The following is a 15,272-nucleotide window of genomic DNA, read 5'->3' as shown; positions in this document are numbered from 1 at the left end:
ATGATAAACATAGAAAAAGAGCGGAAGCACATGCTTCCGCTCTTTCTTCAATGTTCCGGACGTTTGGTTTTGACCGGATCGGTGCGCCAGACTTCACCGTCTTTATAGGTCATGCCTTCTGGATAACGCAAGTCCAGAACCTCTTCCTGTGTTTCTTTGGACGGCGGCTTCGTCGCCAACGAAACGATAATAATCGTCAGTATCGCGGCCGTGGCCCCGAATACCCCCGCTCCTGTATCGATGATGCCGAGGATCGTAAAGCCCCCGAATTTAGCAGCAAAAATATACGTCAGTGTCACCGTCAAACCGACCAGCATGCCGGCAATGACCCCAGGGCCGTTCGCCCGTCTCCACCATACACCGAGAATCAGCGCAGGGAAGAATGTTCCGGATGCGAGCGCAAATGCCCATGCGACAATTTGCGTGATCGCGCCCGGCGGATTCAGCGCCACGATGCCGGCTGCGACGGTCGCGATGATGATCGACGAACGGCCGACCAGCAGTCGCTGGCTTTCTGTGGCTTTCGGGTTGATCGAGCGATAATAGATATCCTGCGATAAAGCGGCAGAAATGGCGATCATCAACCCGCCCGCTGTCGAAAGTGCCGCAGCCATTGCGCCGGCGGCCATCAAACCGATGACAAAGACGCCGAGATTGGCGATTTCAGGTGTCGCCATGACTACAATATCGTTGCTGATGACGATTTCTTCCCATTGCAGGATGCCGTCGCCGTTAGTATCAGCAACCGACAATGAGCCGGTATTCACCCATGAAGCCGTCCAAGCCGGTAGATCAGCAATTGAAGAGCCGGCCACTTGGGTCATCAAGATGAAACGTGAAAATGCGGCATAAGCCGGTGCCGACAAGTAAAGCAAGCCGATGAACAAAAGCGCCCACGCCCCGCTCCAACGGGCGGCTTTCATCGTAGAAACCGTATAGAACCGCACGATGACGTGAGGCAAGCCGGCTGTCCCGGCCATTAAGGTAAACATAAGTGCAAGAAATTGCCATTTGGTCGCTTCCGTAAACGGCACGACGTATTCAGAAACCCCCAGCTGTTGATCGAGCTGCTGCAGTTCCCCGACAATCTGCCCGTATGACAGCCACGGAATCGGGTTGCTCGTCAATTGAAGGGACATGAAAATGACGGGAATCAAGTAAGCGATAATCAACACGAGGTATTGCGCTACCTGTGTCCATGTAATCCCTTTCATCCCGCCAAGTGCCGAGTAGAAAGCGATCAAGACGACACCGATGATCGTGCCGACCGCTGTCGGAACTTCCAAAAGCCGCCCGATTACGACGCCGGACCCCGAGAGCTGGCCGATCGAATATGTAAAACTGATGATGATGGTCGCAACTGCCGCAATCAAGCGGGCGGTGCTGCTGCTATAGCGGTCGCCGATAAACTCCGGCACCGTGTAGCGCCCGGATTTCCGTAGCTGCGGCGCCAATAGGAACGTCAAAAGCAAATAACCGCCTGTCCAGCCCATGATATAGGCAAGGCCGTCATAACCGAGCAACATGACCGTCCCGGCCATCCCGATGAACGACGCGGCACTCATCCAGTCGGCGCCGATCGCCATTCCGTTGAACACGGCGGGAACATTGCGCCCGGCTACATAAAAGTCTGATGTTTGCCTGGCCATATTGTAAACGGCGATGCCGATATACAAACCGAAGGTCGCCAGGATCAATACAAGTGATACGAGAAATTGTGAATCCACTGCTTCTCCCCCTTGTCAATTACGCATTTTTATCATCGCTCTCAGACACTTGGAAAGCTTGCGCTATTCCTTGTCTTGCAGGTCCTGGTCCAAGCCGAATTTCTTGTCGATCCGGTCGTTGACGATTGCATTAACGAACAGCAGGATGATGAAGGTCAACACCGCTCCTTGCGCTCCCATGAAGTAATGGAAAGGCATCCCATTGACGCTGAAGCCCGACAATTCCTCTGCGAACATGACGACCCCGAAAGATGCCGAAAACCCGATCAATAAATAGATGGTGACTAATGTAGTACGAGTCCGGAAATACGCATCTGCTTGCTTTTTATCGATCTTCCTCAAATTACCCACCCCTTTGCCGGTTTAGAAGCCAAATTCCTCTATTGCGAAGTTCACCCCCTCAACTGGAAAATGAAACGGACCGTATCCAGGAAGGGAAGTGGCACCATGATGACTTTGACGAGCATGAATGCAAAAAGTGATGCAAATGGAAGGAAAAAATAGGCGACCTTCCGTCTTTTCAAGCCCGCGACTACGGACACGATGGTGATAAGGCTCAATGTAAGAACCCAGATCATCGACTCACTCCTTTTTTGAAAACGCTAACAACTATGCCTACGGACGGCCTATCACTGATGATGATTCGCCTCTCCCCCTCCCTTTCCATTTTAAGGATAATAGATAGTTTCTTTTTTCATTATTCTAAAACTTCTGTTAATTGTCAATGCATTATTATAATAACATTTAAATAAAATATCTTTTGAAGTCAATGTAATATGGGCTGAAATTCCAGCAACAGGTTGTGGTATCAAGAGAAATACCACAAAAAAATGAGCCTGCATTCATACAAGAATGCGGGCTCATTTTATTCAGCTTTTCGAGAAAGTTAAGAAATCGTATTTCAGCTCTTTTCGATCAATCGAATGCTTTCATCAAATTGCCCATTTCAACCGCGGAGACCGCCGCTTCGTAGCCTTTATTGCCGGCTTTTGTGCCAGCGCGTTCAATCGCCTGTTCAATCGTTTCCGTCGTCAACACGCCGAAAATGACCGGAACGCCTGTCGACATGCCGGCTTGCGCGATGCCTTTCGCCGCTTCGCTGCAGACGTAATCGTAATGCGTCGTAGAACCGCGAATGACGGTGCCAAGTGCGATGACCGCGTCGTATTTTTTCGTTTCTGCCATTTTCTTCGCGACCAGCGGCAATTCGAATGCCCCCGGCACCCAAGCAGTGTCGATGTTTTCCTTATTTACGCCATGGCGCACCAAGCCATCCACTGCGCCGTCCAACAGGCGGGACGTGATGAAGTCATTGAATCTGCCTGTAACGATTGCTATTTTTAAATCCGATCCGATCAAATTTGCTTCGTAAACTGTTTCCATTGTGAACACTCCTTAGTCGATTAGATGATGCATTCGTTGTTTTTTTGTTTCCATGTATTGCGTGTTGTCTTCAGTCGGCGGGATAACCAGCGCAAGCCGTTCTTCCACTTCAATGCCGTATTCAATCAGCGCGTCTGTCTTGGCCGGGTTGTTCGTCAAAAGCCTGACATGCGACACACCCAAATCTTTCAACATCAAGGCGCATAAAGTATAATCGCGCATTTCCGCCGGGAAGCCCAATTGTTCGTTGGCTTCAACGGTATCCAAGCCCTGTTCCTGCAATTCATACGCTTTCAGTTTGTTCAACAAGCCGATGCCGCGCCCTTCCTGCCTCATATAAAGGACGATGCCCGCGCCTGCCTGTTCGATCAATTCGAGCGATTTCGTAAGCTGCGCCCCGCAATCGCAGCGGCGCGAGTGGAAAATATCGCCGGTCAGGCATTCTGAATGGATGCGCACGATCGGCGCTTCCACCGATTCCGGATTGCCTTTGACGATGGCAACATGCTCTTCTGTATCCAGGCGGTTGGAATAGCCGACCATGCGGAACTCGCCAAAATCGGTCGGCATGTGGACACTCGATTCGCGCTTGATGAGCGGATCTTTCTCAGCGCGATACGCATAGAGATCTTCGATCGTGATGATTTTCAAGTCGAATTCATCCGCCAGCTTTTCCAAGTCCGGCATGCGCGACATTGTGCCGTCAACATTCATGATTTCGCAAATGACCGCTGCCGGTTCGCTGCCGCTAAGACGCGCCAAATCGACTGACGCTTCCGTATGGCCCTGTCGCTGGAAAACACCGCCTGATTTTGCGACAAGCGGGAAGACGTGCCCCGGCCGCTTGAAGTCCTGCGGTACAGCTTTCGTATCGAGCATCTGCAAGATGGTATCCGACCGTTCAAATGCGCTGATGCCCGTCTTGGCGTCTTTATGGTCGATGCTGACGGTGAATGCCGTTTCGTGGTGGTCGGTATTATGGCTGACCATTTGGTCGAGTTTCAGGCGCAAGGCAATATCCGGCGAAACCGGCGTGCAGATGAGCCCCCTGCCGTGCGTAGCCATGAAATTAATGTTTTCAGGCGTCGCATGTTCTGCAAGGCACACAAAATCGCCTTCGTTCTCCCGTGATTCGTCATCTACCAGAATAATGACTTTTCCTGCCTGCAAATCCTTTACTGCTTCTTCGATTGTATTTAGCATCGGTTTTGCTCCTTTAAAATCCGTGGCGCCGCAAATAATCGGCGTTCATCGGTTGTTTTGGCGCATGCTCCATAAAACGCTGCACGTACTTTCCGAACATATCGGTTTCCAGATTGACCGAATCGCCTACTTTTTTGCTGCCCAAAGTCGTTTCCCCCGCCGTGTGCGGGATGAGCGAAACGGTCAAATGATTTTCGCTGAGTTCAAAAATTGTTAAGCTGACGCCGTCGATCGCCACAGAACCTTTCACGATTGACTGCGCAAGCAATTCAGGAGGCGCCGCTATATCGATATACAGAGCGTTTTCCTGAGGACGCTTGCGCAAGATCTTGCCGACCCCGTCGATATGGCCCGCGACAAGATGCCCGCCGAAACGGCCGTTCGCCGCCATGGCACGCTCCAAGTTGACCGCACTGGATGTGCCCAGCGAAGAAAGAGTCGTACCGTGGAAGGTTTCCGGCATGACATCCACTGTGAAACGGCCGCTTGACAACGACGTCACTGTCAAGCACACCCCTTCGACTGAAATGCTGTCGCCGATTTTTGTTTCTTCTAAAACGACATTTGCGCGTATTGTCATTTCCATGCTGGACGCGCCGCGCTTGATGCCGGCGAGTTGTCCGGTTTCTTCAATAATCCCTGTAAACATTTATGTCACTCCTTTAAGGTGGAGATGATCTTCAGATCCGTTCCGAGGCGTTCCACTTTCTGCGTTTCCAAGCGAATGCCGTTTGAGGCAGAACTGGTTTGCAGGTCGCCGAATACGGAAACGGTTCCTTCGCCCCCGAGGATGATCGGTGCGATATACGTCGCAATTTCATCTACTTGCCCGCTTTTCAAGAAAGCGGTATTGATTTTTTGGCCGCCTTCCACAAGGACAGATAACACCTTGTGCTCGGCAAGCAATTTCAGCGCGGCAGTGATTTCCACATCCGGCGTGTCCAGTTGAAGAATGCGGACATGTCCCGGAAATGTTCCGCGGCTGTCGATATCGGCTTGTGACCCGACGATAATCCAAGTAGGGGCATCAGGTACTTGAACTATGTGGCTTTCTATCGGGATGCGCAGATGGCGATCCAAAACGACACGGATCGGCTGCTTCGGGGAGCCGGCAAACCGATTGGTCAAGCGGGGGTTGTCGAGTGCGACCGTCTGTGCGCCGACTAAAATGGCATCGTGCAGCAAGCGCAGTTCGTGGACATCGCGCTGCACTTCAGGCCCGGTGATTTTTTCCGAACGGCCGCCGTACACAGCGATTTTGCCGTCTAGCGTGATGGCGTGCTTCAATGTGACGAACGGCCGATTTTTGCGGATAAAAGTAAAGAACATCCGGTTCAGCTCCGCAGCTTCCTGCTCGCAGACGCCAGTCTCTACTATCACCCCGGCGTTTTCAAGCTTTTGGATGCCTCGGCCTGAAACGAGCGGATTCGGGTCCAGTACAGCAACGACGACACGCCGAATGCCGGCTTGGATGATGGCGTCTGCGCAAGGACCCGTCCGGCCGTGATGGCTGCAAGGCTCCAGCGTCACATACAACTCTGCGCCTTGCGCTTCACTGCCTGCCATATTCAGCGCATGGATTTCTGCATGCGCCTGTCCCGCTTTCAGATGCGCGCCCATGCCGATGATGCGGCCATCTTTGACGATCACCGACCCCACAAGCGGATTGGGGGAAGTCTGCCCGGCAGCTGATCGCGCCAACTCCAGTGCGTGCTTCATGATTTGCTGATCGTCCACTTGATCACACCTTTCAGAACAAAATAAAAACCCATGGATTCGCCAATGGGTTAGAAGACAATAGGAAATAGAACTATAGAAAACTCTATAATTTCCGTGTTCTTCCTTCTCCCATCCAGACTTTAACTGTCGGCTTTGGACTTGCACCAAATCCTGCCCCGAAAGGCTCACGGGCTTCGGATTGCTCCGTTACCGTCGATTGGGAATTTCACCCGACCCCGAAGGAATACTATTCAGTTAATCATCCACAGTATGCAAAAAAGCCCCTTCCATAAAAGAAGGGGCCTTGAAAATGCATATCAAAGAAACCTAAGCGATTGCTAGTAGGCTGCTTGACGGTTCTTCTCCCATCCAGACTTTAACTGTCGGCTTTGGACTTGCACCAAATCCTGCCCCGAAAGGCTCACGGGCTTCGGATTGCTCCGTTACCGTCGATTGGGAATTTCACCCGACCCCGAAGAACGCTATAGATGATTATCTGTAAGTTTAGCGCAAGCTGCAGGGGCTGTCCAGAAAAGAATCTTCATTTGTTGCGCGCAGCCAACCGAATCCCCAGAAACCGACTCGGATTTCGGCCAGTCACCACATCGGCCCACGCTCGTCTGTCAATTTGATAAAGAATGGGTAGATGCCCATAATCATTAAAAAGGAAGCCAGGAATAAGGCGAGGGAAGCAAACGGGTCGATGCCGAAAGCGACCGAAACAAACATGATGAGCGGGGCGGCAAAGACAAACAAGCTGGTCTTTTTCCTCGACTCCGTGGAAATGTATTGTTCTTGCCGGCAGGCCGGGCAAGTTAAGCTATCCCCGAGTGTGAACAAGCGGCAGACGGTCTGCCCCCATGTCCATATCGCTCCACAATTTTGGCATTTCGGCATCGCCGTTCTCCCCTTTCCTTGTACTACCTATACTTACGTACATAAGTGGGATAAGTTCCCAAAATCGTCCCATTATTTCAGCTTTTTGGATATTTCCTCTTAGTTTCGATATAAAAAGCACTGCCCGTTGTGAGCAGTGCCAAATTTTCCTTATAGGTATTCTTTGTCGATAGTCTTCGTGCTGCGCATCGTGTCGATCGGGCGCACCATGCTTTCGATCTGTTCGCGCTTCGGCTCCAAGAACGGCGGTAAAGAAAGTTTCTCCCCCAGTGTTTCATATGGCTCGTCGCCCATGAAGCCCGGGCCATCCGTTGCCCATTCGAACAATAAACCCGGTGCGACACGTGCATACAATGATTCGAAGAAGAAACGGTCGACATAGCCGGAAGTCGAGAAGCCGATTTTTTGCATGTGGGCGATCCATTCATTCAATGCTTCGCGGTCCGCCACACGGAACGCGGCGTGATGCACCGTGCCGAAGCCTTGCTGGCCCGACGGCAACTCTGCATTATGCTCGACGATCACTTGCGCACCGTTGCCGCCTTCGCCCATCTCGAATAAATGCAGCGAGCCTTCGCCAGCGATCTCGCGCATATGCATCGCTTTTTCCAATACTTCCTTCAAGTAATCGAATTGGCCGATGCGGATGTGGATCGGGCCAAGGCCAGTAATGGCAAATTCAAGCGGGACCGGTCCTTGCTGCCACGGCGTGCCGGCTTGGACGCCTTTGTTGTTCTCATCCGATACGAGCATATATTGCTGGTCATCGAAGTCGGAAAACGACAAAGTTTTAACACCGAATTGCTCAGTTATGGCACTGTGCTGAACTTCGTATTTGTCAAAACGTTTTTCCCAATAGCTAAGCGCTTCGTCCGTCGGTACACGGAAAGCCGTTTTGTAGATTTCGTTCGTGCCGTGAGAGCCTTTCGGGATTCCCGGAAAATCGAAGAAAGTCATATCCGTCCCAGCCGAACCTTTATCGTCAGCGAAAAACAGATGATAGGTTTGGATATCATCTTGATTCACCGTCTTCTTAACCAGCCTCATGCCCAATACATACGTGAAAAATTCATAATTCTTCTCGGCGCTGCTCGTGATCGCCGTTACGTGGTGGATCCCTTTCAATTCATTCATGCATACCGCTCCTTGTCCTTAAGTATTTTATCTTCTGCTTTATTGCTGTCTTGCGCTTCGTAACCGACTTTCTTCAACTTCTTGATCAATTCCATTACTTCCTGTTGTTCAAGCCGGGCAAACACTTTATCCATCTGCCGTTCATGTTCGGGGAAGATTCGCTTCATCAATTCCTGGCCGCTGTCCGTCAAAAGCGCATAGGTCACGCGCCGGTCTTCTTTGCACGCCTCCCGTTCGACATAGCCTTTTTGCTCCAGCTTATCGACAACATAAGTGATGCTGCTGCTCGCAATCAGTACTCGCTTGCCGATTGCCTGTATCGGCTGCCGGCCTTGGTGATAGAGCAATTCGAGCACCGAGAATTCCGTCGCATTCAACCCGTATCCCGCTACGTCGCGTTTGATGGCCTCATGCACAGCATCTGCAGCGCGAATCAAAACCGTCACAGCTTTCAGGTTCTGGTTGGAGAACTCCATTCATCTCACCTCTTTATTTCGAATTAAAATATCTTTAATTAAAAGTAATTATAACAAGCTGCAGATGATGGGTCAAGAGAATGGCTTCCACTTAAAGCCAATCAAAAACTCCTCTCCGCGATGTGCGAAAAGGAGCTGTTGAAATTTATAATTTGAACGTGCCTGTGCTATAAGCCAATAAGTCATCTTGATCGCTGACAACCCGCCCTGTCAGGATCGCTGTGCTGTTCGTCTGATGCAGCAGTTCGGCGCGGAAAATGGCCGTTCCCTTCGCCAGGCTTTTGATGAAGCGAACTTCCATTTGAATCGTCGAAACCGCATCGCTCCCAAGCGAGCGCGAAGCAAGCCCCATGACGATATCGATCCCCGACATGATTGCGCCGCCATGCAGCATATTTTGCATATTGTCGTTTTCAGGTTTTTTCTTCAAGCGCATGGATGCCTTGCCGTACTCTACCCCGTCAATTTCAAAACCAAGCAGCTGGAAATAAGGGCCGTTCTCGAACTGCTCGATTAATTGCGTATATTCCTGTACTTTTTGCACGCGATCTCCCCCAGTTGATTATTCTACCGTCATTATAGCATTCCTTTTTCAAGCAATTGAATGGGCAGGATTTTGCCAAATGGCAACGAATACTTAAGGACTACCTAAAAGGAGGTTTTTGGATGACGAACGATTTCGATGTACTTCCCGGCGCAGAACCATTCATTTCCGAAGGCGGGAAAACAGGGATTCTTATCTCGCATGGATTTACCGGCACGACCCAAAGCATGCGCCCGCTTGCCGAGGCTTTCGCAAAAGAAGGATACAGCGTCTATGCCCCGCGCCTTAAAGGGCATGGCACGCATTATGAAGATATGGAAACAAGCACGTATCAGGATTGGATTGCTTCTGTGGAGGAGGCTTACGCATGGCTATCGGAGCGCTGCGACAAGATATTTGTGGCAGGCTTGTCGATGGGCGGCACGCTCGCGCTTTATATGGCGGAAAACCATCCCGAGGTTCGCGCCATTTCCTTGATCAATGCTGCCGTCGAAGTCCCGGACATGGAAGGAGTGAGGGACTTGCAGGATGTGCGCTTTTTGGACGCTATTGGATCCGATATCAAAAAACCCGGAATCACCGAACTCGCTTACGAAAAAACGCCGGTCGCTTCCGTCAAGGAGATTTTGTCTTTCATGGATTTGGTCAAAAAAAACCTTTCCGCTATCCATTGCCCGACACTGCTGTTCGTCTCGCCGGAAGACCATGTCGTTCCGCCGGCTAATTCCAAATTCATTTTCGACCACATTTCATCCGAGGAGAAGGACCTCATTGAAATGCCCGACAGCTACCATGTGGCGACGCTTGATCACGACGAGCAACGGATCATCGACGGCACGCTCGCCTTTTTCCGCACGTACGAATAAATCCATATTCCCTTATGCAATAAAGGACGGAAGGCTCTCACGCCTTCCGTCCTTTTATTGTTTTTTCACTCTTGAGACGAGCAATCCATCGCCGATCGGCAGCAGGATCGATTCCAATTGAGGGTGCCTTGCAGCCGTTTCATTGAACTTTTTCATCACTTCGGTGTGCTGGCGCTGATTGCCCGCATCTGCCACACTTCCCCCTGCCAGGGCATTATCGGCGACAATCAATGCCCCATTTTCCGCCAGTTCCAAGCAAGCGGCTAGATAGTTTTCGTAATTCTCTTTATCGGCATCGATGAAAAAGAAATCGAATGTCCGCCCCTGGTCTTTCAACTGCGCCAAACTGTCTAAGGCAGGGCCCGTCAGATAATCGACTTGGCTGCCGAATCCCGCTTTTGCCAAATGGGCGTTTGCCAGTTCCGCATAATCCTGTTCCAATTCCAGCGAAGTCAAATGGCCTTGCGCGCCAAAGCCCCGCGCCAGGCAAATGCCGCTATAGCCGCCGAGCGCGCCGATTTCCAATACATGTTCCGCTTCCGTCATCGCCACGAGCATCGTCAGCAGTTTTCCGGATGCTGGCGATACGGAAATCGGCCGCATGCCTTTCTCGTTGATGGCGGCAAGCACGCCTTCCAGCACCTCATCTTGCTCGACAAACACTTTATTGATATAAGAATTGATTTGCTCCATACTCCTGTCCCTCCTTGTGATTGAGAAAAAGCCCCGGCGATGCCGGGGCTTTGATACTTAAAATGCAGATTCGATGGCGTTGACCATTTCGCTGACAGACTGCAATCCGCCGCCGGACAGGTACCAGTAATCCGGGTCCAAGTAAATGATCTTATCGTTTTGGTAAGCGTTCGTTTTCTGGACCAATTCATTTTCCAATGAATCTTTCGCGCTTGCGTCATTGCCGACTGCTGCATTGCGGTCGACAACGAACATCATGTCCGGGTTCGTATCAAGGATGTATTCATACGTGATGCTTTGGCCGTGCGTAGAAGCTTCGATGCCCTCGTCCGCTTGTTTCACGCCGAATACGTCATGGATGATGCCAAAGCGTGAAGCTGCTCCGTATGCGCTGACTTTTCCTTCATTGGCCAGAACGATCAAGCCTTTTTCATCAGAAGTCGCTGTTTTCTCTTTAATGCCTTCGATTTGCTCGTTGATGGCTGCAAGCTCTTCTTCCACTTCCGCTTGTTTGCCGAAAATCTCCCCGACTGTTTCCATATTCGTCGTGAACGAGTTCATATAGTCCGTCGTGTCCACGCCTAAGTGGATAGTCGGTGCAATGTCGCTAAATTCGTTATACATTTCCGCTTGGCGTCCGGAAATGATGATCAAGTCCGGATCCATGGCGTGGATCGCTTCAAAATCCGCTTCTTTCAATGTACCGATGTTTTCGTATTTCTCAGTATCTTCGTATTGCTCCAAGTATGTAGGAATATTCCCTTGTGCAACGCCTGCAACAGATTCTACGCCCAATTGATCGAGTGTATCCAGAATCCCGAAATCGAACACGACGACTTTCTCAGGGTTTTTCGTCACTTCCGTCTCGCCCAGTTCATGCGTCACCGTCATTGTTTCCGTTTCCGTTGTTTGCGCATCCGCCGTTTGGCTGTCTGTCGCCTCTTCTTCTGCCCCGCAAGCTGCAAGAACCGCAAACATCATTACTACTAAAATTGCCGCTAACCATTTCTTCATTTTTTCCGTCTCCTCTTCTATTGTAATTATTGGATGATGGTCATCCGCATAGCATTATGTAATCTTCCTTCGGTGACTCTTGAAAACCGCTCCTTCCATTGATCAAATGATACTGATAATCATTATCACTTAACCACATTTATTAGTATAGCAGAATAAAAAACACTTTCAAGAACTAAATGAGAATTATTTTCATTTGTTTTTTGCGAATGGGATAGCTGAAACTATCCTCCTTCTTCAGTTGTTCACAAAAAAAGACCCAGTATGAACTGCCTTTAGAGCGTTAGTTGTTCCTAACGGTTCTGGGGCAGCCCGATAATGGGTCTTTTCTTCACTCAATATTTTCGAACGTTTCTTGCAAGATGTAATAGGATTCTTTCAAGCGTTCCTCGGTCTTAGGCATTTCCCACGCCTCCCAAGAATAAAGCTTGCTGCTGCCCAGACCCATCGATTCCAGTTCTTTCCCGTCCGGATTCTCAAGAACCGCTGCAGCTTTTATGCCTTCCACAGTCATGCTCGCCGCGATGCCGCCTTTTTGCAAATCACCCGTGAATTCCTTTTTCGCCGGGTCTTTCGCATTCAACAACATCCATGGAATGCGGATTTCCAAAATCCCGTCCTCTTCTGAATAATAATAGTCATTCAATGAATCGTATTGATCGTCTTCAGGATCGGCTATGCCAAAGCGCAGCTTCCCTGTTTCGTAATACTCAAAAGGATAGACTTCCCCTGTATCCGGGCGCGTGAATTCCTTATTCAACGCCAGGCGCATCGGGTGGAAGTTGTTTTCGGCATCCGGCTCTTCTGGAATCATCTTCAGCCGCTCGTAGTAATCATAATAGAAAGTATCGTAATCGCCGGCTACTTTAAGCGCGGCTTTTTCTCCATCGATGGAAAGCTCGAAATCAGCAAGGAAGTCCTCTGCTACTTCGATTCCCTGACCATCCCGCACACTGAAGAACAAGCGCAAGCGGTCTTCATTCCACCACTCCTCTTGTGGATCGAACTCCGCTTTAACGTACACATAGCGCTCATCGGAGTTCATCGACAGCGAACGCAAGGCCCCTTGCTCTTTTTCATATAGCAGCGATCCATCCTGCCAATCGTCTTCTCCATCGACTTTCACTTTATGGCGGTCAAAACTGAGCAAGCCGAATTGTTGCTCGTTCGTTTGGGCGTTGGACCAGAACGGGCGCTCATCCGGATTGTCATAATCCATCGTATTCCACGTGCGTTTGAACCATTCATCCTGCCAAGTGAACACCAAACCGCCAAGCATTCCTTCTTCGAGAATGTCTTCATACAGGCGGCTTGCAATTTCCCCTTGCTCGCTCTCGGAAATAAAGCCCTGGTTCCAACCGAATGGATTTTTATGGGTCATGCCTCTTGAAGCCGGCACACCGAATTCCGCAATCAGCAAAGGCATATCGTGCGATTTATTCAAATCACGTAAATACCCCGCGTAATTATTGCGCTCCCCGCGGTGATCGATAAATTCCGTGTATTTTTCCTCCAAATTCAAGAAATCCGGATAATATGGATAGACATGATACGAAGCGAACATGCCCGCTTCAGCCAATTCGCCTATCGTACGGATATGGTTCGGGTCGACCGTCGCCAAGTCTTCCTGCTCGCTCGGCTCCGCCGGCTGATCGAGATTATCCGTCGTTACCCAGTTTGTAAAGCTGAGCGGGCGCATGCTGTCATAGGTTTCATATTCATAGACGGCTAAAACGTCCAGCTGTTCCGCAATCCAGTGCTCCATTGGATTGGCATCTTCGGTTTCGATATATGTGCCCGAAAACTCGCCAAGATCCGGATATTTACGGTTCATCTCGTCGACTGTAAACGGGTACCATTCAATGCCGATCATCCAACCGATGACGTAATCGGAGATGTCCGCTGTGTAAGTTCCGGAGGCATGCCCCGGCTCTTCAGCAACTTTAGCATCGCCGTGCACCGCATCCGCCACTTTTTTCATTTCCTGCTGGAAACGTTCCGTAATTTCAGGCGTGAACGCATCCAAAGTTTCTTCGAGCGGCCCCTCATCGATCCATACGCCATGGTACACATAGAGCGGTGTATCGGCTTTTTTATTGTACTGGGCCAATGCTTCATAAAAAGCAGGCGGATGGAGCGTATAGACGCGAATCGCATTGGCGTTCATTTCCCCGATCGCTTCGAACCAGTGGTCGTATTCCTCGCGGGTGATCGCTGCTTCGCCAGGGAATGTGCCGGGTTTTGCCATGCCCATATTGACGCCTTTGACGGTGAATTCTTTCCACCCGCCGTCTTCGAACACTTCAAACTGCTCGCCGTTTACACGCGATGGATAGGAAATCCCGTCTTTTTCAGCTGCCGACGACACTTGTGACGGCGTTTCCTGCTCTTTATCTGAACTGTCCGCAAGAATCTTTTCCATCATCGGCACATACGTTTTCCAATAAAAACTATCCTTGCCGCCAAATGACATCCAATTTCTCATTTCAGCGAGCCCCCCGTATTGATAGAAAGAGGGCACATCCTCAATGTCGACAAAATCGCCAGCGAAATAATAGACGCCCGCATCATTTACAGTCGTGTGCATGATGGCCGGAAAACTCTCCGGAATCCCGCGCTCCGAAAGCGCTGCTTGCCCTTGTTCGCCGAGAGACCATTCGTATTCGGCGAGCACTTCGGTCTGTCCTTGCGCTTCGTTAATATCAAACCAATAATCGAATGTCGGGCTTTCCTGAAGGCCGAAAGCCGTTTGCCCAGGCTCCGTGAATTTCACGTGCAGCCCGGCACTTTCGATATCGCCCCGCTCTTCAGACAACACGACAATCTCGCCACTGGCGTCTTCGACGAGCACGAATCCTCCGCCCGTGAACTGCCAGTCTTCGGCGTCTTGTTCATAGTTCTGGATGATCCATTCCGGCACTTCGGCTCCGGCCGCTAAATCAGGGAAATAGCGGCCGCTCCAGCCGCTCCACTTGATGCCGAGAAACTCCTCCATATCTGCACTGACAGCAGCATCTGTCGGGGAAGCGAATGTATTGAATTCAACGATTAAATCGCTGCCTGCGTCCATCACTTGCTGCTTTATTGCCTGCCATTCAACCATCTCCAAGCCGCCATAGATGAGCTCGGAGCGTTCACCTTTGGCCTCATGCCAAGGGAGATCGTCTTCGTATACCCCGTAGGCATCAGCCAAATAAATCAAATCATAGTCCGACCCGAGTTCCTCGACGCCGCGAATTTCATAATCCTTTTCGGCTTCATCCGGCATAAAGCCGAAATAATCCGCATCTGCGCGGTAGCCTGACTCGTCGTCTTTGACATAACGGTTATGGTTCAATACCCAAGTCAGCCCTTTATGTTCGCGGTAATTTTCCGATGGGACGGTTTTATCGACAATCGCCACGTTCAAAGGCTCGCTTCCTTGAGCCAGCCAGATGATGAATGGTGATAGCAATAATAGCAATGCGATTGCAGCCCCAATGAATGCCTTTTTCAAAATGATCCCTCTTTTCCTTTAAGACCTATTTACGGTTATTATATAATATAAAAATTTTGTTTAAATAGAAAATATTTCTAAAAGATGAACACTTTACATCTTTTTTTATTATTTGATTCC

The 15,272-nt window shown here is 50.2% G+C and carries 15 protein-coding genes and 2 riboswitches; of the genes, 1 reads left to right on the top strand and 14 read right to left on the bottom strand.

Translation table 11 applies throughout. The features are described from left to right. Nucleotides 1–47 precede the first annotated feature (47 nt). The 11 genes from AB9R92_RS02670 to AB9R92_RS02620 all read right to left on the bottom strand — a co-directional run bounded on the left by AB9R92_RS02670 (nucleotide 48) and on the right by AB9R92_RS02620 (nucleotide 9,083). Nucleotides 48–1,727 (bottom strand): sodium:solute symporter family protein, encoded by a 1,680-nt coding sequence (locus AB9R92_RS02670; protein WP_370667986.1) that lies wholly within the window; start codon nucleotides 1,725–1,727, stop codon nucleotides 48–50. Between the two features lie 63 nt (nucleotides 1,728–1,790). Further along, on the bottom strand, nucleotides 1,791–2,069 hold the full coding sequence (locus tag AB9R92_RS02665; RefSeq protein WP_370667985.1) for a DUF4212 domain-containing protein: 279 nt from the start codon (nucleotides 2,067–2,069) through the stop codon (nucleotides 1,791–1,793). A 50-nt stretch (nucleotides 2,070–2,119) separates the two neighbouring features. Beyond that, on the bottom strand, nucleotides 2,120–2,305 hold the full coding sequence (locus AB9R92_RS02660; protein ID WP_370667984.1) for a hypothetical protein: 186 nt from the start codon (nucleotides 2,303–2,305) through the stop codon (nucleotides 2,120–2,122). 337 nt (nucleotides 2,306–2,642) lie between these two features. Then, a complete protein-coding gene (gene ribH / locus AB9R92_RS02655; protein ID WP_058381884.1) occupies nucleotides 2,643–3,110 on the bottom strand; it encodes a 6,7-dimethyl-8-ribityllumazine synthase in 468 nt (155 codons plus the stop codon). 12 nt (nucleotides 3,111–3,122) lie between these two features. After that, nucleotides 3,123–4,313: a bifunctional 3,4-dihydroxy-2-butanone-4-phosphate synthase/GTP cyclohydrolase II gene (locus AB9R92_RS02650; protein WP_370667983.1), complete on the bottom strand. Its 1,191-nt coding sequence runs from the start codon at nucleotides 4,311–4,313 to the stop codon at nucleotides 3,123–3,125. 13 nt (nucleotides 4,314–4,326) lie between these two features. Beyond that, nucleotides 4,327–4,962, bottom strand: a complete 636-nt coding sequence (ribE, locus tag AB9R92_RS02645) for a riboflavin synthase (protein ID WP_370667982.1) — start codon at nucleotides 4,960–4,962, stop codon at nucleotides 4,327–4,329. 5 nt (nucleotides 4,963–4,967) lie between these two features. Further along, entirely contained in the window at nucleotides 4,968–6,050 is a 1,083-nt protein-coding gene (gene ribD / locus AB9R92_RS02640; RefSeq protein WP_370667981.1) for a bifunctional diaminohydroxyphosphoribosylaminopyrimidine deaminase/5-amino-6-(5-phosphoribosylamino)uracil reductase RibD, read from the bottom strand. A gap of 99 nt (nucleotides 6,051–6,149) precedes the next feature. Beyond that, nucleotides 6,150–6,280: riboswitch (FMN riboswitch) on the bottom strand. A gap of 105 nt (nucleotides 6,281–6,385) precedes the next feature. Continuing rightward, nucleotides 6,386–6,516: riboswitch (FMN riboswitch) on the bottom strand. Nucleotides 6,517–6,629: 113 nt separating this feature from the next. Beyond that, a complete protein-coding gene (locus AB9R92_RS02635) occupies nucleotides 6,630–6,929 on the bottom strand; it encodes a TIGR04104 family putative zinc finger protein (protein ID WP_370667980.1) in 300 nt (99 codons plus the stop codon). A 150-nt stretch (nucleotides 6,930–7,079) separates the two neighbouring features. After that, nucleotides 7,080–8,063 (bottom strand): ring-cleaving dioxygenase, encoded by a 984-nt coding sequence (locus AB9R92_RS02630; protein ID WP_370667979.1) that lies wholly within the window; start codon nucleotides 8,061–8,063, stop codon nucleotides 7,080–7,082. Further along, nucleotides 8,060–8,539: a MarR family winged helix-turn-helix transcriptional regulator gene (locus tag AB9R92_RS02625; RefSeq protein WP_370667978.1), complete on the bottom strand. Its 480-nt coding sequence runs from the start codon at nucleotides 8,537–8,539 to the stop codon at nucleotides 8,060–8,062. The genes AB9R92_RS02630 and AB9R92_RS02625 overlap by 4 nt, the downstream gene beginning before the upstream one ends. A gap of 145 nt (nucleotides 8,540–8,684) precedes the next feature. Continuing rightward, a complete protein-coding gene (locus AB9R92_RS02620; RefSeq protein ID WP_370667977.1) occupies nucleotides 8,685–9,083 on the bottom strand; it encodes a PaaI family thioesterase in 399 nt (132 codons plus the stop codon). 122 nt (nucleotides 9,084–9,205) lie between these two features. On the opposite strand from AB9R92_RS02620, the gene AB9R92_RS02615 reads away from it, so the two are divergent. Further along, nucleotides 9,206–9,949, top strand: coding sequence for an alpha/beta hydrolase (locus AB9R92_RS02615; RefSeq protein WP_370667976.1), 744 nt, complete (start codon nucleotides 9,206–9,208; stop codon nucleotides 9,947–9,949). A gap of 54 nt (nucleotides 9,950–10,003) precedes the next feature. Here AB9R92_RS02615 and AB9R92_RS02610 read toward each other — a convergent pair whose 3' ends face one another. The 3 genes from AB9R92_RS02610 to AB9R92_RS02600 all read right to left on the bottom strand — a co-directional run bounded on the left by AB9R92_RS02610 (nucleotide 10,004) and on the right by AB9R92_RS02600 (nucleotide 15,152). After that, nucleotides 10,004–10,642 carry an O-methyltransferase gene (locus AB9R92_RS02610; protein WP_370667975.1) on the bottom strand — a complete coding sequence of 213 codons (639 nt, stop codon included), beginning with the start codon at nucleotides 10,640–10,642 and terminating at the stop codon, nucleotides 10,004–10,006. 57 nt (nucleotides 10,643–10,699) lie between these two features. After that, a complete protein-coding gene (locus AB9R92_RS02605; RefSeq protein ID WP_370667974.1) occupies nucleotides 10,700–11,656 on the bottom strand; it encodes a siderophore ABC transporter substrate-binding protein in 957 nt (318 codons plus the stop codon). 331 nt (nucleotides 11,657–11,987) lie between these two features. Beyond that, a complete protein-coding gene (locus AB9R92_RS02600; protein ID WP_370667973.1) occupies nucleotides 11,988–15,152 on the bottom strand; it encodes a glycoside hydrolase family 2 protein in 3,165 nt (1,054 codons plus the stop codon). Between the last annotated feature and the right edge of the window lie 120 nt (nucleotides 15,153–15,272).

The sequence above is a fragment of the Planococcus sp. SSTMD024 genome (assembly GCF_041320495.1).
Taxonomy (GTDB): Bacteria; Bacillota; Bacilli; order Bacillales_A; family Planococcaceae; genus Planococcus.
Note: the sequence above shows the minus strand (reverse complement) of the source record. Positions and strands in the feature narration are given on the sequence as shown.

Excerpts from the sequence above, each read along its gene's own strand:
- AB9R92_RS02630 (WP_370667979.1), bottom strand. The coding sequence starts at position 8,063 with ATGAATGAATTGAAAGGGATCCACCACGTAACGGCGATCACGAGCAGC.
- AB9R92_RS02635 (WP_370667980.1), bottom strand. The coding sequence starts at position 6,929 with ATGCCGAAATGCCAAAATTGTGGAGCGATATGGACATGGGGGCAGACC.
- AB9R92_RS02610 (WP_370667975.1), bottom strand. The coding sequence starts at position 10,642 with ATGGAGCAAATCAATTCTTATATCAATAAAGTGTTTGTCGAGCAAGAT.
- ribE (WP_370667982.1), bottom strand. The coding sequence starts at position 4,962 with ATGTTTACAGGGATTATTGAAGAAACCGGACAACTCGCCGGCATCAAG.
- AB9R92_RS02605 (WP_370667974.1), bottom strand. The coding sequence starts at position 11,656 with ATGAAGAAATGGTTAGCGGCAATTTTAGTAGTAATGATGTTTGCGGTT.
- AB9R92_RS02625 (WP_370667978.1), bottom strand. The coding sequence starts at position 8,539 with ATGGAGTTCTCCAACCAGAACCTGAAAGCTGTGACGGTTTTGATTCGC.
- ribH (WP_058381884.1), bottom strand. The coding sequence starts at position 3,110 with ATGGAAACAGTTTACGAAGCAAATTTGATCGGATCGGATTTAAAAATA.
- AB9R92_RS02650 (WP_370667983.1), bottom strand. The coding sequence starts at position 4,313 with ATGCTAAATACAATCGAAGAAGCAGTAAAGGATTTGCAGGCAGGAAAA.
- AB9R92_RS02660 (WP_370667984.1), bottom strand. The coding sequence starts at position 2,305 with ATGATCTGGGTTCTTACATTGAGCCTTATCACCATCGTGTCCGTAGTC.
- AB9R92_RS02615 (WP_370667976.1), top strand. The coding sequence starts at position 9,206 with ATGACGAACGATTTCGATGTACTTCCCGGCGCAGAACCATTCATTTCC.